Annotated in this window: 16 protein-coding genes; 2 read left to right on the top strand and 14 right to left on the bottom strand. The window is 65.4% G+C overall.

Translation table 11 applies throughout. From position 1 onward, the window contains the following. Positions 1 to 109: 109 nt before the first annotated feature. The 14 genes from hemA to bchF are packed head-to-tail and all read right to left on the bottom strand — an operon-like array spanning position 110 to position 16,011. Complete coding sequence (hemA, locus tag FLL57_RS03655) at positions 110 to 1,321, bottom strand: 5-aminolevulinate synthase (RefSeq protein WP_013503631.1); 1,212 nt, start codon at positions 1,319 to 1,321, stop codon at positions 110 to 112. Continuing rightward, entirely contained in the window at positions 1,318 to 2,376 is a 1,059-nt protein-coding gene (puhE, locus tag FLL57_RS03650) for a putative photosynthetic complex assembly protein PuhE (protein WP_142882159.1), read from the bottom strand. Before puhE ends, hemA begins: the two co-directional genes overlap by 4 nt. A 13-nt stretch (positions 2,377 to 2,389) precedes the next feature. Then, complete coding sequence (gene acsF / locus FLL57_RS03645; protein WP_013503633.1) at positions 2,390 to 3,487, bottom strand: magnesium-protoporphyrin IX monomethyl ester (oxidative) cyclase; 1,098 nt, start codon at positions 3,485 to 3,487, stop codon at positions 2,390 to 2,392. After that, entirely contained in the window at positions 3,484 to 3,783 is a 300-nt protein-coding gene (locus FLL57_RS03640) for a hypothetical protein (RefSeq protein WP_013503634.1), read from the bottom strand. The genes acsF and FLL57_RS03640 overlap by 4 nt, the downstream gene beginning before the upstream one ends. A 2-nt stretch (positions 3,784 to 3,785) precedes the next feature. Beyond that, positions 3,786 to 4,292 carry a photosynthetic complex assembly protein PuhC gene (gene puhC, locus FLL57_RS03635; protein ID WP_142882158.1) on the bottom strand — a complete coding sequence of 169 codons (507 nt, stop codon included), beginning with the start codon at positions 4,290 to 4,292 and terminating at the stop codon, positions 3,786 to 3,788. A gap of 13 nt (positions 4,293 to 4,305) precedes the next feature. Next, a complete protein-coding gene (gene puhB, locus FLL57_RS03630; protein WP_047309888.1) occupies positions 4,306 to 4,968 on the bottom strand; it encodes a photosynthetic complex putative assembly protein PuhB in 663 nt (220 codons plus the stop codon). Further along, positions 4,965 to 5,732 (bottom strand): photosynthetic reaction center subunit H, encoded by a 768-nt coding sequence (gene puhA, locus FLL57_RS03625; RefSeq protein ID WP_013503637.1) that lies wholly within the window; start codon positions 5,730 to 5,732, stop codon positions 4,965 to 4,967. Before puhA ends, puhB begins: the two co-directional genes overlap by 4 nt. A 22-nt stretch (positions 5,733 to 5,754) precedes the next feature. Then, positions 5,755 to 7,188 (bottom strand): BCD family MFS transporter, encoded by a 1,434-nt coding sequence (locus FLL57_RS03620; protein ID WP_142882157.1) that lies wholly within the window; start codon positions 7,186 to 7,188, stop codon positions 5,755 to 5,757. Then, positions 7,185 to 7,886 (bottom strand): magnesium protoporphyrin IX methyltransferase, encoded by a 702-nt coding sequence (gene bchM / locus FLL57_RS03615; protein WP_013503639.1) that lies wholly within the window; start codon positions 7,884 to 7,886, stop codon positions 7,185 to 7,187. Before bchM ends, FLL57_RS03620 begins: the two co-directional genes overlap by 4 nt. After that, positions 7,886 to 8,824: a ferredoxin:protochlorophyllide reductase (ATP-dependent) iron-sulfur ATP-binding protein gene (gene bchL / locus FLL57_RS03610; RefSeq protein ID WP_142882156.1), complete on the bottom strand. Its 939-nt coding sequence runs from the start codon at positions 8,822 to 8,824 to the stop codon at positions 7,886 to 7,888. Before bchL ends, bchM begins: the two co-directional genes overlap by 1 nt. Beyond that, positions 8,821 to 12,567 carry a magnesium chelatase subunit H gene (locus tag FLL57_RS03605; RefSeq protein ID WP_047310062.1) on the bottom strand — a complete coding sequence of 1,249 codons (3,747 nt, stop codon included), beginning with the start codon at positions 12,565 to 12,567 and terminating at the stop codon, positions 8,821 to 8,823. The genes bchL and FLL57_RS03605 overlap by 4 nt, the downstream gene beginning before the upstream one ends. Continuing rightward, positions 12,542 to 14,164, bottom strand: coding sequence for a ferredoxin:protochlorophyllide reductase (ATP-dependent) subunit B (gene bchB / locus FLL57_RS03600; protein ID WP_047310061.1), 1,623 nt, complete (start codon positions 14,162 to 14,164; stop codon positions 12,542 to 12,544). The genes FLL57_RS03605 and bchB overlap by 26 nt, the downstream gene beginning before the upstream one ends. Positions 14,165 to 14,167: 3 nt before the next feature. Next, entirely contained in the window at positions 14,168 to 15,457 is a 1,290-nt protein-coding gene (locus FLL57_RS03595; protein ID WP_142882155.1) for a ferredoxin:protochlorophyllide reductase (ATP-dependent) subunit N, read from the bottom strand. After that, on the bottom strand, positions 15,454 to 16,011 hold the full coding sequence (gene bchF, locus FLL57_RS03590) for a 2-vinyl bacteriochlorophyllide hydratase (RefSeq protein ID WP_433962608.1): 558 nt from the start codon (positions 16,009 to 16,011) through the stop codon (positions 15,454 to 15,456). Before bchF ends, FLL57_RS03595 begins: the two co-directional genes overlap by 4 nt. Before the next feature lie 445 nt (positions 16,012 to 16,456). On the opposite strand from bchF, the gene FLL57_RS03585 reads away from it, so the two are divergent. Then, a complete protein-coding gene (locus FLL57_RS03585) occupies positions 16,457 to 17,149 on the top strand; it encodes a cobalamin B12-binding domain-containing protein (protein ID WP_234713426.1) in 693 nt (230 codons plus the stop codon). A gap of 61 nt (positions 17,150 to 17,210) precedes the next feature. Further along, complete coding sequence (locus FLL57_RS03580; protein ID WP_142882154.1) at positions 17,211 to 17,885, top strand: heme oxygenase (biliverdin-producing); 675 nt, start codon at positions 17,211 to 17,213, stop codon at positions 17,883 to 17,885. Positions 17,886 to 17,887 lie beyond the last annotated feature (2 nt).

Here is a 17,887-nt window from a genome sequence, read left to right as displayed (position 1 = left end):
CGGGGAGAGGGTCGGGGTGAGCGGCAGACACAGGCAGCGAGCCCCGCAAAGACAAAAGCGCGCGCCTTGCGGCGCGCGCCAGTCTTGCTCGGGTAGATCAGTGAAGGGCTCAGGCGGCCTTGGCGAGGCCGACACGGGCCCAGATTTCGGCGAGCGCCTGCACCAGATGCTCGATGTCGGCGTCGGTGTGCTGCGGCGACGGCGTGATCCGCAGCCGCTCGGTGCCGCGCGGCACGGTCGGATAGTTGATCGGCTGCACATAGATGCCATAGCGGTTGATCAGCTCGTCGCTGATCTGCTTGCACAGCACGGCGTCGCCGACCATCACCGGTACGATGTGGCTCGGGTTCGGCATGTGGGCGACGCCGACCTGGTCGAGCCGCATCCGCAGCCGCGCAACACGATCCTGATGGCGATCGCGCTCGGCCGAGCTCGAGCGGATGTGGCGAACGCTGGCCAGCGCTCCGGCGGCGACCGCCGGCGGCAGCGAGGTCGAGAAGATGAAGCCCGAGGCGAAGCTGCGGACGAAGTCGCACAGCGCCGCCGAGCCGGTGATGTAACCGCCGACGATGCCGAACGCTTTCGCCAGGGTGCCTTCGATTACGGTGAGGCGGTGGCTGAGCCCCTCACGATCGGCGATGCCGCCGCCGTTCGGACCGTACAGGCCGACGCCGTGGACCTCGTCCAGATAGGTCATGGCGTTGTGCGCGTCGGCGACGTCGCAGATCTCGGCGATCGGCGCGATGTCGCCGTCCATCGAATACACCGACTCGAACGCCACCAGCTTCGGGGCGTGCGGATCGAGATCGGCGAGCTTGCGCTCGAGATCGCGCGGATCGTTGTGCGCGAAGATCCGGGTCTCGCTGCGGCTGTGGCGGATGCCCTCGATCATCGAGGCGTGATTCAGCTCGTCCGACAGGATCACGCAGCCGGGCATGCGCGACGCCAGCGTCGACAGCGTCGCCCAGTTCGAGACATAACCGGAGGCGAACAGCAGACCGGCTTCCTTGCCGTGCAGTGCCGCAAGCTCCTGCTCCAGCAGCACGTGATAGTGGTTGGTGCCAGCGATGTTGCGGGTGCCGCCGGCGCCGGCTCCGCAGGAATCCAGCGCCTCGTGCATCGCGCTCAGCACCGCCGGGTGCTGGCCCATGCCGAGATAGTCGTTCGAGCACCACACCGTGACTTCGCTGGTGCCTTCGGGCCGATGGTGAGTCGCGCGCGGGAACGAACCCGCGTGGCGCTCCAGGTCGGCGAACACGCGATAGCGACCCTCGCGATGGAGGCCTTCGATCTGCCGCTTGAAATAGGCTTCGTAGTTCATGACGTCCTCCCGTTGAGCGTCGCGGCGGGTTCTGCGACCCGAGCCGATGCCAAGCCGCTCCGGGGATGTTGCTCCAGGAAGGTCTGGCGGAACTGATCTTCCAGCCGCTGCCGGGCGCAAACCTGGCGCGCCTTCGGCTGCGCCTCCTCGGCGCGGGCGGTGGGAACGACGACAAGCTGCGGTGCGGGGCGAGTCTCGACCGCGGCTTGAGAATCGGCGTGCTGCGAGGAGCCCTGCGCGGACGCAGCAGCGATGGTGGCGGAGGGGTTCTGTTCCATGACGATGTTCTCCGGCGAGAAACCTGGACGAATGCCCCAGCTCCACAGCGTGATGGCAGGCAGGGGCAGCAGCATGAACCAATGCTCGACGACACCGAGCGCAAACAGCGTCGACACCAGCGTCAGCCCGACCACTTCAAACGGCGTATCGGCGACTTCCACAATGCGCTGGATCATAACCACCAGCACCGCAGTCGCCAGCGTCACCGAAATCGGGAAGAACGCGCTGACCGGCTTGCGGGCGAAATAGGTCTTCAGGAACTGCACGGCGTCCGGCATCAGCTCGTCGTTGGTGACGGGCACGCCGAGGAACAGATTGATCTTGGCGCTCTGGCGCAGCACCCACAGCGCCACATAGGTCCACAGCCCGACCTGGTTCTCGGCGCCGAGCGTGACCAGAAGCACCACGCCGCCGCAAGCGAGCAGGCAGATCTCGTGATAAAGGATTGCCTGCAACGCATAGCTGAAGCGCACGAAGCCCTTGGCGCCGGGCGGGCACGGCTCGGCCCGCGGGCCGGTGAGCCAGCCCGACAGGAAGGCGATCTCCTGGGCGCCCCACAGGAAGATGATGCAACTGAACGCCATGTAGGCCGCGCCGACGCTGACGTCGTTCGCTGTCACCGACAGGCCGCACAGCGCGATGATCAGCATTCCCCCGGCACACACCGCCCGCAGCAACTCCGAGCGGCCGACGCTGCCGACCAGCAGCAGCACCGCCCCGGTGGAGAACCACCAGACGAACGCCGCGAAGATCGGTGGGCCGAGGTAGCTGATCATCGGACCGTCCTCCTCACCACGCCGGACGCAGGCCGATGACGCGCGGCAGTTCGTTGCGCTTGGCCGGGAGCAGGAACAGCCGGCCGAACGCCAGCGCCGCCGCGGCGGCGTGGAACGGACGTTTCATCCTGCCGAGCAGCCCCTGGCTGTGGCTCTTCTCGATCTTCTCGGCGGCGATGCGGATCCGTTCGAGGTTCTTGAGGAAGCGCGGATCGTCGAGGTTGATCATCACCGGAAACACCTGCTTGGAGATCTCGGTGGTGACGCGGAACACCTGCATGTCGTAGTCGGTGGCGTCGACTCCCAGCGCCTCGTAGAACGCCGGCCGCATGTGGTCGCGGACGTACATGGTCGCGAACACCGCGAGCAGGAAGAACCGGATCCACAGCTTGTTGACGCCGGACAGCAGCGACGGGTCGGCGCGCATCAGAAGCGCGAACGCCTCGCCGTGGCGGAACTCGTCGTTGCACCAGCGCTCGAACCATTTGAAGATCGGGTGGAAGCGGCGCTCGGGATGGCGCTCCATCTGGCGATAGATGGTGATGTAGCGGGCGTAGCCGATCTTCTCCGACAGATAGGTCGCGTAGAAGATGAACTTCGGCCGGAAATAGGTGTATTTCTTGACCTTGGTCAGGAACGACAGGTCGACGCCGATGCCGTGATCCTTGAGGATCTCGTTGATGAAGCCGGCGTGGCGGGCCTCGTCGCGGCTGAGCAGACCGAACAGCTCGCGGATTTCCGGGTTCTTGATCCGCTTCTTGATCTCGGAATACAGCACGCAGCCGGAAAATTCGGCGGTCAGCGACGATACCAGGAAGTCCTTGAATTCGGCGCGCAGCTCGGGCGGCAGCTTGTCGAGGTCGCTCTCGATGAATTCGTCGGTCTTCTTGAAGTGCGACTTGTTGTAGTCGGCACGCAGCTCGTTCATCATCGTATTCCATTCGGAACGAACGAGGCTGACGTCGAGCTTGTCCATCGCGGCGTAGTCGGTGGTGTAGAACCGCGGGGTCAGAATGGTGTCTTGCTTGGCGATTTCGAGGCTGTCGATGCTGCCCTTGATGTCTGGTCGCGATCGCACTGCGCCCTGGGCGCCGCCCTCCATTGGAATCATTGAGCCCTCCCGGTCGAAAAGCTGACTTCGTACAGTTCGGTCAGTTCACGGTAGCCTTCGAACCGCGCACGGATCTTGTCGAGAAGACCGGCACGGACCACGGTTGCGGTGCGACGAACGACCAAACGTTCGCCGAAGTCGACGTGGGTCGGCGCATCGTGAACCAGGACCTCGTCGCCGGGTCCGATTTCGATATCGCCGTCGAGGACGACGTGTGCATGCAGGGTTTCCGAGGTCTGTTCGATCTCGACCGTGCAGGGGACGTCGAAGCTCGTGCGTTTCCCTAGTCCGAACATGCTTATTTCGAAGCGCCTTTCCCGGTGGGGTTTTGATTATTGGAGGTGGTTTGGTCCGCGCCGTCGCCGGCGGGCATCAATTGTGCGAAAGCACGCAGATTGTCGGCGCCGAACGCGTTGAGATCGATCACCTTCTTGGTGACCGGATCGGTCAGCGTGTACTGCCCGTTGACGTAGCGGGCGAGCTGGAACGACGGCGTCGAGCCGATGCCGGACTTCTGGCGCTCGCGCGCCATACCGTGCATCACGACCCGCACGAACCCGGACTGGCCGGGTTGCAGCGACGCCACGAGCTGCCGGTCGGCAGAGCGATACACCAGCACCGCACCGTCCGGACTGTCTTCGAAGTTCAGGTCGAGGCTTTCGACCATCGCCGGCGGCGTCATTTTGGAATGACCGATGCCGGTCAGGCTGGTGGTCGCCGCCGCGGCGATCGTGAACAACACGACCGCCGCAGCCGCGATCAGGACACCCTTCGGAACATTGAGATTGTGCGCGGCCTCGCTCATCTCGATCTCCGGTTCAGGCTATTGCCGTTGCGGTTGAACTCGGCAGCGGACCGTCTTCCGGGCCGCTGCTGGTGGATTGCACGATCGCCACCGCGGAGCTGTCGGTCTGCGCCTTCACCGCCTCGGCGAGCTTGGCGGCGACGGCGGCGACGTCCGGAACCGAATTCAGCATCGGTTCGGGATTGTTGATGTACCAGGGCCGCACGTGCGGCCACAGCAGGACGTAGGATGCGCGCCTGTCGTCGATGACGCGCAGCGGAATGTCGCCGCTGCCGTCGCGATTGCGGCGGAGGTCGGCGTTGGCGATCCGGGTCAACGGAATGTTGATGGTGATCGGCAGCGCCACGCCCATCTGAATCAGGACGCGCTTCGAGGTGATGGTGTAGCAGGTCGCGCGCCGGAACAACCAGACCAGCAACGCGAGCAGCCCGAGGCCGATCGTCGCCGGGATCAGAAGCGTCGATGCCGAGATCAACGCTTCCGCCGGCGACTGGCCGTTCGACCAGTACGACCAGGACTTCCACACGATCAGCAGGGCGAAATAGATCGCCACCGCCCGCATGTGGAAGGACCTGATGGCCAACCCCTTGTAGGTCGGCTTCCCCTGCCAGATGACGCGCTCTCCCTCCGGCAAGGGCGATGGAAGCTCACGAAACTGGCTGGGGACGTCGGTCATACCAGAGACTCCGAACGCAGCGGCGTGGCGTAGAGGGTGCCGGCGCCGTAATACGCACAGATCTTGTCTTCTTCGAGCTTGGTGACCTGATCGCTCTTGGCGGTGGTCGGGACGCCGGCGAACTGATCGCCACGGATCGCGTCGACCGACACCCGGCCAGACGGATCGTTGATCAGCGCGAACGGCACCGGGAGCAGCACGCGCTTGCGGCTCTTGGCGACTTCCACCTCGAGATAGCGGGCGAGCACTTCGGCGCGGTCGACCCAGACTTCGGTCACCGTACCGCCGACCACGCCGTCGCAGCCGATCACCGGCATGCCGATCGGATTCGGGTCACGCGGATCGAGGAACATGCCCTTGGCGGCACGCAGCGGCGCGATCGCCGGCAGGTTGTCGAGGGCGAGCTCCGGAACGTCGGCACGCTGGGCATAGGAGCCGGGGCCGACGCCGTCCGCGAACGGGTTGCCGGTCGGGACGAACGGCGCACCGGGCCACGGAGCCGACGGGGCGAGCGCCACGTTCGGGCGGTCGTTGCCGGTCGACGGCACGGTCTTGGTGGCACCGCCACGCAGCAGGTAGGTCTTCGGATCCGGCGGCGCAGGCACGCCGATCTTCGCCAGCCGGGTGCCGCTGCCGCTGTCGGCGACCAGCGGATAGCCCTCGCGCTTGTCTTCACGGCGAAGATAGAACAGCAAGCCAGCGAAGAAGATCCAAAATACGTACAGGGTAACCTGCGCTAAGTCCAAATACGCTCCGGGTTGCATGGGACAGACCCCTTCCTCTTAGTTAACTTGGAAATTCGGCTAGGCCGAATTTGGCTGACGACTGCGCGTAGTCCGTTCGTGTCGTGCGCACGAGCGGACCGACCGCAACCAGCGTTGCAAACAGCAACGCGATCTCGATGTAGTAGACGAAGCAGTAACCGATGGCCGGCCCCGACAGCACGGCGCCGAGCGCGCCGTCGCTGGCGAGAGCTGCGACGGCATCGCGAATGCCGCCGCCGAGCAGGATGCCGCCGCCGGCTGCGGTCGCCTGCACTGCGCCCCAAGTGCCGAGCGCCATTCCTGAATCACTGCGGGACGCCACGGCCATCGCGGCCGTCAAGGTACCGGCCGCGAACAGACCGCCGCCGAATCCGATCAGCGCGGTGCCGATCCGGAACAGCACCGCCGATTGCGCCGGCGCCGACATCACCACCGCGGCGAACGCGAACATGCCGATCATGGCGCCGAGGCCGGCGAGCCGGTACGGATCGCCGCCACGGCCGAGGGTCCGCGCCGCCAGCGCGAATCCGCACAGCGTGCCGATCGCAAAGAACGCGGTCAGCGCCGTGGTCTGCCCCACGCTGAGCTGCAAAACCTGGGCGCCGTAGGGCTCCAGCAGAATGTCCTGCATCGAGAAACCGGCAGTGCCGAGCGCCACCGCCACCAGCATCCGGGTCGAGCCGCCGGCGTTGCGGAACTGGGTCCAGGATTCGGCAAACTGCGGTCGCGGCCGCGCCGCCGAGGTCAATTGCGGGTTGCGAGCTTCCTGCTTCCACAGCGCCCCGATGTTGAGCCCGAGCTGCAGCACGGCGACGCCCTGGATCACCTGGATCAGCCTGAGCTCGCTGAAATCGTGCAGCAGTTCGCTGAAGATCAGCGCGCTGCCGGTCATCCCGACCAGCAGCATCACATACAGAAACGCGACCACCCGCGGCCGCGACACTTCCGGCGCGATGTCGGTGGCGAGCGCGAGCCCGGCGGTCTGAGTGGTGTGCAGCCCGGCTCCTACCAGCAGAAACGCCAGAGCGGCGCCGATCTGGCCATACACCGCCGGATAGGCGCCCTCGCCCGACAGCACCAGCAGCGCGAACGGCATGATGGCGAAGCCGCCGAACTGCAGCAGCGTTCCCATCCAGATGTACGGCACCCGGCGCCAGCCGAGCACAGAGCGATGGTGGTCCGACTTGAAGCCGATCAGCACCCGGAACGGCGCGAACACCAGCGGCAGCGACACCATCAGCGAGACCAGCAAGGTGGTGACGCCGAGCTCGACGATCATCACCCGGTTGAGGGTGCCGTTGAGCAGCACCACCGAGGCGCCGACCGAAACCTGGAACAGCGACAGACGCAGCAGACGACCGAGCGGAAGCTCCTTGGTCGCCGCGTCGGCGAACGGCAGGAAGCGCGTACCGAGACGCATCCAGCCTTTCGCCAATGTCGCTGCGAGTTGGCTCATCGTCGAACCATCTCCAGGGCCTGCGAGGTGTAGAAGCCGGACGACACCCGATGGGTGCGGCCGGGCTGCCATTGCGCCAGCAGCGGCTCGGCCGCAACCAGACCGCGCAGCGTCTTTTCGCTGATCGGCTCGATCGCCGGCGCGCGGTCGGCACGCGGGAAAAAGCCGCCGACGAAATGCATCAGCGTCAGCAGCGGCGTCTTCGGCGCGAACGTCACCGCCATTGACTGCCGGGTGCGCGACGCCAGCGTCGCCAGCATCCGGCAGATGTCGTGCGGCAGATAGTGGATCAGCGAGTCCATCGCGACCACGAAGTCGAACTCGCCGAGTTCGGGGTCGAGCATGTCGCCGGAGCGGAAGTCGATCGCGGCCGGATCGATGTCGGCCGGCAGGCGCTCGCGCGCCACCGCCACCAGCGTCGGCGACAGGTCGATCGCGACGACCTTGGCACCGCGCCGCGCCGCCTCGATCGACAGCGCGCCGGTGCCGCAACCGGCGTCGAGCAGCCGGGTGCCGGTCATGTCGGCCGGAAGCCACGACAGCAGCGTGCCCCGCATTTCGTCGCGGCCGGCGCGCACGGTGGCGCGGATACCGCTGACCGGCGCATCCGACGTCAGCTTGGCCCAAGTGTCGGCGGCGGTGCGATCGAAATAGGTTTCGAGCTCGCCGCGTCGCTCAATGTAGCTGCCCAACGCCATCAATCAAATCCCAAGAGATCAAAGATGTCGCGATCCTTCAGCGGCTTGCCCTGGACCGGGGGTTCCTTCGCCTCCCACAATTCGGTAGCGAGCCGAAGATATTCATTTTGCACAGCTTCGATTTCTGCGGTGTGATCCATCTCAAAAAGTGTCATCTTTTTCAGACGGCTCTTCCGGATGACATCGAGGTCCGGCAGATGCGCGACGCGCTGGATACCGGTGCGTGCCCCGAACTTGTCGATCTGGTCGGTCTCACGGCTGCGATTGGCAATCAGTCCCGCCAGCCGCACGCTGTAGTTCTTCGACTTCGCCTGGATCGCCGCGGCGATGCGGTTGGCGGCGAAGATCGAATCGAAGTCGTTGGCGGCGACGATCATCGCCCGCTCGGAATGCTGCAGCGGGGAGGCGAAGCCGCCGCACACCACGTCGCCGAGCACGTCGAAGATCACCACGTCGGTGTCTTCGAGCAGATGATGCTCCTTGAGCAGCTTGACGGTCTGGCCGACGACGTAGCCGCCGCAGCCGGTACCGGCCGGCGGGCCGCCGGCCTCGACGCACATCACGCCGTTGTAGCCCTCGAACACGAAGTCCTCGGGGCGCAGCTCCTCGGAGTGGAAGTTGACCGACTCCAGGACATCGATCACCGTCGGCATCAGCTTCTTGGTGAGCGTGAAGGTCGAATCGTGCTTCGGGTCGCAGCCGATCTGCAGCACGCGCTTGCCGAGCTTGGAGAACGCCACCGACAGGTTCGACGATGTCGTGCTCTTGCCGATGCCGCCCTTGCCGTAGATCGAAAACACCTTGGCGGAGCCGATCTTCACCTCGGGGTCGAGCTGGACCTGGACGCTGCCCTCGCCGTCGCCCTCGGCGCATTTGCCGGCATTGATGTCGGCGCAGCCCGAGGTCTTCAGCTTCAGGGGGTCAGTCAGGATGTTCATGCGGCCACTCCCACGCCTTCCAGGCGATCCTCGAGCTCTTCGCCTGCCTTGCGCAGGGTCTCGAGCATTTCCGGGTCCGGAGACCAGTAGTTGCGTTCGTGCGCTTCGATCAGGCGGTTGGCGACTTTCGCCGAAGCCACCGGATTGAGCGCGGCGAGGCGTGCCCGCATTTCAGGGTCGAGCACGAAGGTCTCGGTGAGCTGCTTGTACACCCACGGCGCGACTTCGCCCGTGGTTGCCGACCAGCCCATAGTATTTGTCACGTGCTCTTCGATCTGACGCACGCCTTCGTAGCCATGCTTGAGCATGCCCTCGTACCACTTCGGATTCAGCATCCGGGTGCGAGTTTCGAGTGCGACCTGCTCCGACAGCGTCCGCACCGTGCCGGCGCCGCGGGTCTGGTCGCCGATATACACCGGCGCAGCCTGGCCGCCCTTCGCCTTGCGCACCGCGCGGCTGATGCCGCCGAGCGTGTCGAAGTAGTGGTCGACCGTGGTGACGCCGAGCTCGACCGAGTCGAGGTTCTGGTAAGCGAGATCGACGTCGGCGAGCGCGCTCTTGAGCAGTTCGGCGTGCTGCACCGGCTGCCCCTTGAGACCATAAGCGAAGCTCTTGCGCTTGGTGTAGGTCTCGGCGAGCTCGTCCTCGTCTTCCCAGCGGCTGTTCTCGACCAGGTGGTTGACGTTGGAGCCGTAGGCGCCGTCGGCATTGCCGAACACCCGCAGCGAGGCCGTCTCCATGTCGCATTTGTGCTCGGCCTGGTAGGCCAGCGAATGCTTGCGGATGAAGTTCTGCTCGGACGGCTCCTCGGCGCTCGCCGCCATGAAGGCGGCTTCGGCGAGCAGCTTGATCTGCAGCGGCAACAGGTCGCGGAAGATGCCCGACATGGTGATGATCACGTCGATCCGCGGCCGCCCGAGTTCTTCCAGCGGGATCAGGTCGGCGCCGGCGAGACGGCCGTAGCCGTCGAACCGCGGCCGTGCGCCCATCAGCGCCAGCGCCTGGCCGATCGGCGCGCCTTCGTTCTTCAGGTTGTCGGTGCCCCACAGCACGATCGCGACGGTCTCGGGCAGCGGATTGCCCTCGGCGACGTGCTTGTCGATCAGCCGCTGCGCCTGCTTGGCGCCGTCCTGCAGCGCGTAGGCGGACGGGATTCGGAACGGATCGAAGCCGTGCAGATTGCGGCCGGTCGGCAGCACCGCGGGCGTGCGCAGCAGATCCCCGCCCGGCGCCGGACGGATGAACTTGCCGTCGAGCGCCCGCAGGATCGCGGCGAGCTCATGGTCTTCGGCGAGCAGCTTGTCGATCCCGGCCAGCTCCTTGAGCATGTCGAGATTGGCCTGCGCTTCCGGACCGTTGCCCGACAGATGTTCGGGATGGCCGCCGCGCACCAGCGCTTCGAGCACCGACTTGTCGGGGCGCTTGCCGTGCATCGCATCGGCGACCGCTTCCAGCGTCTCGACCCGTTCCTCTTCGGACGGCACGTTGCCGACGACGTGGAGGCCGTGCGGGATCAGCGCGTATTCCATCTCGAGCACGGCATCGGCCAGCTTGGCGATGGTCGTCCCCGCCTCTTCGGCGGTCCAGGCCGGCTCGGCGGCGGCGAGATCGAGGCCGGCGGCCTGCGCCTGCACCAGCGTCGCCAGATTCTCGCGCTCGGTCTCTTCCTCCGGCGTCAGCCCGCGCCAGCGCTCGATCGAGGATTTCAGCTCGAGCAGCCCGCGATACAGGCCGGCATGCGCCACCGGCGGCGTCAGATAGCTGACCAGCGTCGCCGCCGACCGCCGCTTGGCGATCGCGCCTTCGGACGGGTTGTTGGAGGCGTACAGATACATGTTGGGCAGATCGCCGATCATGCGGTCGGGCCAGCAGGTGCCGGACAGGCCGGTCTGCTTGCCGGGCATGAATTCCAGCGCGCCGTGGGTGCCGAAATGCAGCACCGCATGGGCGCCGAAATCCTGCTTGATCCAGCGATAGAACGCCGAGAAGGCGTGCGTCGGCGCGAACCCCTTCTCGAACAGCAGGCGCATCGGGTCGCCTTCGTAACCGAACGCCGGCTGCACGCCGACGAACACGTTGCCGAAGCGCTCGCCGAGAATGAAGATCGAGGAGCCGTCGCTCTGCTGCTTGCCGGGCGCCGGACCCCACTGCCCTTCGATCTCGCGCAGGTAACGCTCGGCCTTGACGTGATCTCCGGCCATCACCCGGGCGTGGACGTTGGCGGTCGAGCCGAACCGCGCCGCATTGCCGGTGATGATCGCCTCGCGCAACGCATCGACGCTTTCGGGCAACTCGACGGTGTAGCCCTCGGCCTTCATCGCCTTCAGCGTGTTGAACAGCGACTCGAACACGCCGAGGAACGCCGCGGTGCCGGTGTTGCCGGCATTCGGCGGGAAGTTGAACAGCACCGCCGCGATCTTGCGGTCCTTGCGTTCGCTCCGCCGCAGCGCGATCAGCCGCGCGGTGCGCGAGGCCAGCATCTCGGCGCGCTCGGCGCAGACATACATGTCGCCGCCGCTCTCGTTGCGGTCGAACTTGCAGAACTTCTCGCAGCCCGGACAGGCAATGTCGCCGCCGTCGGAGCGGCCGCCATAGACCATCGGGTTGGAGCAGCCGTCGAGCTCGGGGATCGCCACCATGATGGTGCTCTCCACCGGCATCAGACCGCGATCGGACGCGGCCCATTGCTCCAGCGTCTGAAACTCGACCGGATGCGCCGACAGATACGGCACGTCGAGCGCGGTGAGGATGTCTTCCGCCGCCTTGGAGTCGTTGTAGGCCGGGCCGCCGACCAGCGAGAAGCCGGTGAGCGACACCACCGCGTCGACCACCGGACGGCCGTTCTTGATGAAGAACTTCTCGATCGCCGGGCGCTGATCGAGGCCCGAAGCGAACACCGGAATGACGCGCAGGCCCTTGGCCTCGAACGACTCCAGCATCCCGTCATAGTGACCGGCATTGCCTGCGAGCAGATAGGAGCGCAGCAGCAGCACGCCGACAGTGCCCTTGGCGTCGGCCGGTCCCGGCGGCAGCTTGTCGGCCGTCTCGGCGATGCGGCCCTTCATCTTCGGGTGATAAACGCCGATATCGGCGTAATCGAGCGGCGGCTCGACCTTGGCGACGCCGCGCAGTCCCTTGCGCGGGCCGCTGGCGTAGCGATCGATCAGCAGCCGCACCATGTTGGCGATGTTCTGTTCGCAGCCCGCCAGCCAGTATTGCAGCGTCAGGAAGTAGGCGCGCATATCCTGGGCAGTGCCGGGCACGAAGCGCAGCAGCTTCGGGAGCTGCCGCAGCATCTTCATTTCGCCCTTGCCGGCGCTGCCTTCGGTCTTTTTACCGCGCAGCTTCTTCAGCCAGTTGATCATGCCGAGCGCTTCGGCGCTCATGTCGAACTTGCCGATACGGGTGAGCTTCACCACCTCGGCGGCCGACATGCAGCACACCAGCGCGTCGCAATCGTTGCGGCGCGCCTGCAGCGCCGGCATCACCGCGCGGACGTGATCGTCCATGAACAGCATGGTGGCGATGATGATGTCGCCGGTGGCGATGTCGGCGAGACAGCGCTGCAATGCGTTGACGTCGCCGCCCCACTCGTCGGCGGAATGCACCGTCAACTCGATACCGGGATAATCCTTGCGCAGCGCGTTGCGGGCGCGCGCAGCGGCTCCGGACAGGTGGCTGTCCAGTGTGACGATGACGACCCGGACCGGGGTCTTGTCAGCGGGCGAAGTGCGCTTTGGCATCGTACAAGGTCTCGACAGTAATGGTTGCGACACCATTCTCGTTGGCGAAGCGCTCGGTATTCCGGCGAGCCTTGCCGCGGACGAAGAACGGTATCTTCAGCAGTTCCTTTTCGGCTTCCGGTGCCCACACAGCCCCCGTGGGGGCGGGTGCGGTCGGAGCCGGCTCAGATGCTGCACCGTCGAGAACCGGCGCGCTTTGCGGCAGCGCAACGGCGACCTCCGCCACAGCAGGCGCCGAAGCGGGTGCATGGCCAGTGCCGAGATGCGACGGCAGCGCGCCGTCCTTGAATTCGAAATCGTCCTTGAACATCGCCAGAAGATGCTCTTCGAGGCCCATCATCAGCGGATGAACCCAGGTATCGAAGATCACGTTGGCGCCTTCGAATCCCATCTGCGGCGCATAGCGCGCAGGGAAATCCTGAACGTGCACCGGCGCCGAGATCACCGCACAGGGCACGCCGAGCCGCTTGGCGATGTGGCGCTCCATCTGGGTGCCCAGCACCAGTTCCGGATGCAGTTCGGCGACCTTGGCCTCGACCTCGAGATAGTCGTCGGTGATCAGCGCCTCGACGCCGTATTTCGCCGCCGCCTCGCGAACGTCGCGGCCGAACTCGCGGCTGTAGGTGCCGAGCCCGACCACCTTGAAGCCCAGCTCTTCCGACGCGATCCGCGCCGACGCGATCACATGGGTGGCGTCACCGAAGATGAAGACGCGCTTGTTGGTCAGGTAGGTCGAGTCGACCGAATGCGAGTACCACGGCAGTCGCGTCGACGCTACCGCCAGCACCGGCTCCGGATCGACGCCGGCAAGGCCGGCGACTTCGCGCACGAATTCGCGGGTCGCCGAGACCCCGATCGGAATCGTCTTGGTGAACGGCTGATGGAAGATCCGCTGCAGCCACGACGCCACCTGCGAGGCGACTTCCGGATACAGCACCACGTTGAAATCGGCATCGCCGAGCCGGGTCAGATCCGCCGGCGTCGCGCCCATCGGCGCCACCACATTGACGTCGATCCCGAGCTGAGCGAGCAGCCTGGTGATCTCGGCGACGTCGTCGCGGTGGCGGAAGCCGAGCGCGGTCGGGCCGAGCAGATTGCATTTGGCGCGCTGCCCCGCCGGGCGGTCGGGCCGCTTGGTGCCGGGAGGCGGCGCCTTCGGTCCGGCGATGGCGCGCACGAGCTGATAGAACGTCTCGGACGCGCCCCAGTTTTCCTTGCGCTGATACGCCGGCAGATCGATCGGGATCACCGGGATCGAGAAGCCGAGCGACTTGGCGAGCCCGCCCGGATCGTCCTGGATCAGCGAGCCGGTGCAGGAGGCTCCGACGATCATGGCCTGCGGCTTGAAGCGCGCATAGGCGTTGCGGGCCGCGGTCATGAACAGCTCCGCGGTGTCCTTGCCGAGATCGCGCGCAGCGAAGGTCGTGTAGGTCACCGGCGGCCGCTTGTTGCGGCGCTCGATCATCGTGAACAGCAGATCGGCGTAGGTGTCGCCCTGCGGAGCGTGGAGCACGTAGTGCAATTGCTCCATGCCCGTCGCGACGCGCATCGCGCCGATATGGGGAGGGCCCTCATAGGTCCATACGGTAAGCTGCATGGGTCAGGCCACCAACTTGGCGCGCCGCACCAGCGGCCGCGCGAACAATTCAGCAAGATCGGCCGCCTGCTCGTACCCCTGGATCGGGGTGAACACGAGTTCGATCGACCATTTCGTCGTGATGCCTTCCGCTTCGAGCGGATTGGCTAGGCCGAGGCCGCACACCACGATGTCCGGACGCGCCAGACGGCAGCGATCGAGCTGATCGTCGACGTCCTGGCCTTCGGTGATCGCAACGCCGGCCGGCAGCAGCTTCAGCTCCTCGGCGAGCTGCTCGCGATGCAGATACGGCGTGGCGACTTCGACAAGTTGCATGTCGAGTTCGCGCGACAGGAAGCGCGCCAGCGGAATCTCGAGCTGCGAATCGGGGAAGAAGAAGATCCGCCGGCCGCCGAGTTCGTTCTTGAACGCAGCCAGCGCGCGTTCGGCGCGGGCGCGATTGGGCGCGGTGACCTTGTCGAACTGCGCCGGGTCGACACCGAACGCATCGGCCGCCGCACGCAGCCAGCCGGTGGTGCCTTCGACACCGAGCGGGAACGGCGCCGCCAGCCGCTTGGCGCCGCGCTCTTCCAGGGCTCGCACGGTGTCGGGCAGGAACGGCTGCGCCATCAGGATCTTGGTGTTCGGTCCGACGCTGGGCAGCGCGGTCGATTTGCGCGGCGGGAAGAACGCGACGTTGCGGACGCCGAGCGCGTCAAACATCCGCATGAACTGATCTTCGACCACGTCGGCGAGCGAACCGACCACCAGCAGCGACGGCTTGGCATCGGCCTGCACCGGCAGTTCGGGCACCAGCGACGCCAAACAGGCGTCTTCACCCTGGGTGAAGGTGGTTTCGATGCCGCTACCCGAATAGTTGAGGATGCGCACGCCCGGCGAAAACCGCTGCGACAGGCGAAGCGCGGCGCGCGACAGATCGAGCTTGATGACTTCCGACGGACACGAGCCGACCAGGAACAACAGCTTGATGTCGGGCCGGCGCGCCAGAAGCTGCGTCACCACGCGATCGAGCTCGTCATTGGCGTCGGTGAGACCGGCCAGATCCTTCTCTTCCATGATCGCGGTGCCGAACCGCGGCTCTGCGAAGATCATCACACCGGCCGCCGACTGGATCAGATGCGCGCAGGTGCGCGAACCGACGACGAGGAAGAACGCGTCCTGGATCTTGCGGTGCAGCCAGACGATGCCGGTCAGCCCGCAGAACACTTCACGCTGACCACTCTCGGTGCGAATCTCGCGAGACACCAATTGATCCGCTGCGGCGGACGAACAGCCGGAAACATGCACGGTCATGCGCGGCTCCCGGACATGTCGACCGCACTGGTCGCAGCAAGCCGCTCGTCGCGACGCGCAGCGCGCAGCTTGAGGATGAACTGAGCCGCATTGACCACGTAGGTCGCATAGGCGGCGAGCGCCACCAGCATCTGATCGCGCGGACTGCCGAGTCCGAAGAACAGCATCACCAGATAGGCCGTATGCAGCGCCAGAACCAGGAAGCTGAACACGTCTTCCCAGAAGAACGCCGGCGCGAACAAGTAACAACCGAAGACTTCGCGCTCCCAGATCGCACCGGTGACCATGATCGTATAGAGCACCAAGGTCTTGATCACGATCGACACCGTCGCGGCGGTGAAGCCGTCACCGGTCCACAGATAGTTCAGCACGAGTCCGAGGCTGACCAGAAAAACCAGGAACTGAACCGGCGCCAGAATTCCCTGGACCAGCGTCCATTTCGTCGCATCCCGACGCCGCCGCTCTTCGGGCGTGTAGAGAGTCTTAACCCCCTGCTTCTGCATCGAAACCGCGCCGCCGACCGCAGCACCGTCGGGCGCATTGGCACCTGTCATGTAAAGAACATTTGACACAGCGGCGTCGCGGTGGTGCGATACCGGCTCCGAGGCACGCGACAACGGCATCGTCGCACCGAGACCCTCTTTTTCTTGATCTGATGCGCTTGAATGATGCACCGCGCTTCTCCTTCAGGGCGGGCTGATCAACAAAGGCTAATCGTCACGAATGCCACTGTCAACCAAACCATACGTAAATTAAACTTGACGGTCTTAGGGCTATGCGCCTTAAGTTCGAGGTGACGGAGTACCCCTCATGACGAACTGGACCGACCGGCTGCTTCTGGAAGTCGTCGAACCCGACAGGGCCGCTTCGCCCATCGTCCCGCTCTCCCCTGCCGTCCCGGAACCGATTTGGCGGTACCGCCGTCCGATGAAGGCGACCGGTATTTCGATCTCGCTCCGTAAAGAGGTACTGACCCAGGTTGGGTTTTCGCTGCGATCCATGTTTGCGAATTCTTGTGGCCTGCCCGAAGGCGGCTCGACGCTCGAAGTTCAACAGTTCGTCCTGCTGACGCTCGGAAGCGACGAAGCGGCCGCGTTGCTCCATGTCGAGACTCTTATCTCGCAGGGCACCACGCCCGAATTGATCTTTCTCAACCTTCTCGCGCCGACGGCGCGGCGGCTGTCCGAAATGTGCGACAGCGACGCGATCGACTCGGTAACCGTGACGCTTGCGATCTGCCGGCTGCAGGAGATCGTCCGTCACCTCGGCGATGCGTTTCCGGTCAACAACCGCGGCATCGGCGGTGAGGTGTTGTTGACCACGATTCCCGGCAATCAGCTCAGTCTCGAAATGACGATGGTGGCCGAACTGTTCTACCGCGACGGATGGGCGGTGCGCTCGATGCCGTTCAGGCCGCTCGGCGATCTGTTCTCACTCATCGGCGAGTGCTGGTTCGAGGTGATCGGACTTTGGGTCACCAGCGATCGACGGCCCGACGAACTGAAGCGCTACATCCAGGACGTCAGGCGAAGGTCGCGCAATCCGAAGGTCGGGATCATGCTCGGCGGACCGACGCTGACGCGACGCCCGGATCTTTCGGCATCGGTCGGAGCGGACGTAGCTGCGGCCGAGGGAGATTCGGCGCCGCGCCTGGCACGCGAACTGGTCGCGGCGTTGAAGGCCGGCAAATAGACTGGTTCTTGTTCGCAGTAACCCGATTGCCCTGCTATAGGGTCTCATCATGGAGGCTCGTATGGCAGTGGTTCAGGCGGAAAACGACGCGAGCGTCGTGACAGCTCTTTATCTTCGGACGCGCGCGCTGCATCTCGAAGCGGAGCGCACCGGAATCGTCGCGGAGATTCTGCGCGGCACGGCGACCCGCGACGGCTACACGCTGTTGCTGCGCAATCTGCATCCCGCCTATCGGGCGATCGAAGCCGGCATCGCGCGACATCGCGACAATCCGATCCTTGCGCCGCTGGCGGCGCATTCGCTGGCTCGCACTCCTGCGATCGAAGCCGATCTCGTCGCACTCGCCGGCACCGGTTGGAACGATCAGCTTCCGGTGCTGCCTGCGGCCGAAGCCTATGCGGACCGTATCGCGGAGGCGAGCGAAGGCGACGGCAGCCGGCTGATCGCGCACGCCTACACCCGCTATCTCGGCGATCTCAACGGCGGACAGATCGTGCGCCGGCTGCTGGAGAAGACGATGCAGCTCGGCCCTGCCGAATTGGCGCATTACGACTTTTCGGCGATCGGCGATCCGGGCGCATTGAAGACCGAGTATCGCGAGGCGCTGGAACAGGCCGGAGCGGCGGCGCCCGATGCCGCGGCGATCATCGAGGAAGGCGCAGCGGCGTTCACCTGCAACATCGCGCTGTCGGTCGCAGTCCAGCAACATCTCGCGGATCGCGCAGTCACCGTCTGACC

Source organism: Rhodopseudomonas palustris (genome assembly GCF_007005445.1).
GTDB lineage: Bacteria > Pseudomonadota > Alphaproteobacteria > Rhizobiales > Xanthobacteraceae > Rhodopseudomonas > Rhodopseudomonas palustris_G.
Note: the sequence above shows the minus strand (reverse complement) of the source record. Positions and strands in the feature narration are given on the sequence as shown.

Bases quoted from the DNA above. Each gene is read 5' to 3' on its own strand.
- FLL57_RS03640 (WP_013503634.1), bottom strand. From the start codon at position 3,783: ATGTTCGGACTAGGGAAACGCACGAGCTTCGACGTCCCCTGCACGGTC.
- FLL57_RS03605 (WP_047310062.1), bottom strand. From the start codon at position 12,567: ATGCCAAAGCGCACTTCGCCCGCTGACAAGACCCCGGTCCGGGTCGTC.
- FLL57_RS03595 (WP_142882155.1), bottom strand. From the start codon at position 15,457: ATGACCGTGCATGTTTCCGGCTGTTCGTCCGCCGCAGCGGATCAATTG.
- bchM (WP_013503639.1), bottom strand. From the start codon at position 7,886: ATGGCGTTGGGCAGCTACATTGAGCGACGCGGCGAGCTCGAAACCTAT.
- FLL57_RS03580 (WP_142882154.1), top strand. From the start codon at position 17,211: ATGGCAGTGGTTCAGGCGGAAAACGACGCGAGCGTCGTGACAGCTCTT.
- FLL57_RS03620 (WP_142882157.1), bottom strand. From the start codon at position 7,188: ATGAGCCAACTCGCAGCGACATTGGCGAAAGGCTGGATGCGTCTCGGT.
- bchF (WP_433962608.1), bottom strand. From the start codon at position 16,011: ATGACAGGTGCCAATGCGCCCGACGGTGCTGCGGTCGGCGGCGCGGTT.
- hemA (WP_013503631.1), bottom strand. From the start codon at position 1,321: ATGAACTACGAAGCCTATTTCAAGCGGCAGATCGAAGGCCTCCATCGC.
- acsF (WP_013503633.1), bottom strand. From the start codon at position 3,487: ATGATTCCAATGGAGGGCGGCGCCCAGGGCGCAGTGCGATCGCGACCA.
- puhB (WP_047309888.1), bottom strand. From the start codon at position 4,968: ATGACCGACGTCCCCAGCCAGTTTCGTGAGCTTCCATCGCCCTTGCCG.
- puhE (WP_142882159.1), bottom strand. From the start codon at position 2,376: ATGATCAGCTACCTCGGCCCACCGATCTTCGCGGCGTTCGTCTGGTGG.
- puhA (WP_013503637.1), bottom strand. From the start codon at position 5,732: ATGCAACCCGGAGCGTATTTGGACTTAGCGCAGGTTACCCTGTACGTA.
- FLL57_RS03585 (WP_234713426.1), top strand. From the start codon at position 16,457: ATGTTTGCGAATTCTTGTGGCCTGCCCGAAGGCGGCTCGACGCTCGAA.
- bchL (WP_142882156.1), bottom strand. From the start codon at position 8,824: ATGAACATCCTGACTGACCCCCTGAAGCTGAAGACCTCGGGCTGCGCC.
- puhC (WP_142882158.1), bottom strand. From the start codon at position 4,292: ATGAGCGAGGCCGCGCACAATCTCAATGTTCCGAAGGGTGTCCTGATC.
- bchB (WP_047310061.1), bottom strand. From the start codon at position 14,164: ATGCAGCTTACCGTATGGACCTATGAGGGCCCTCCCCATATCGGCGCG.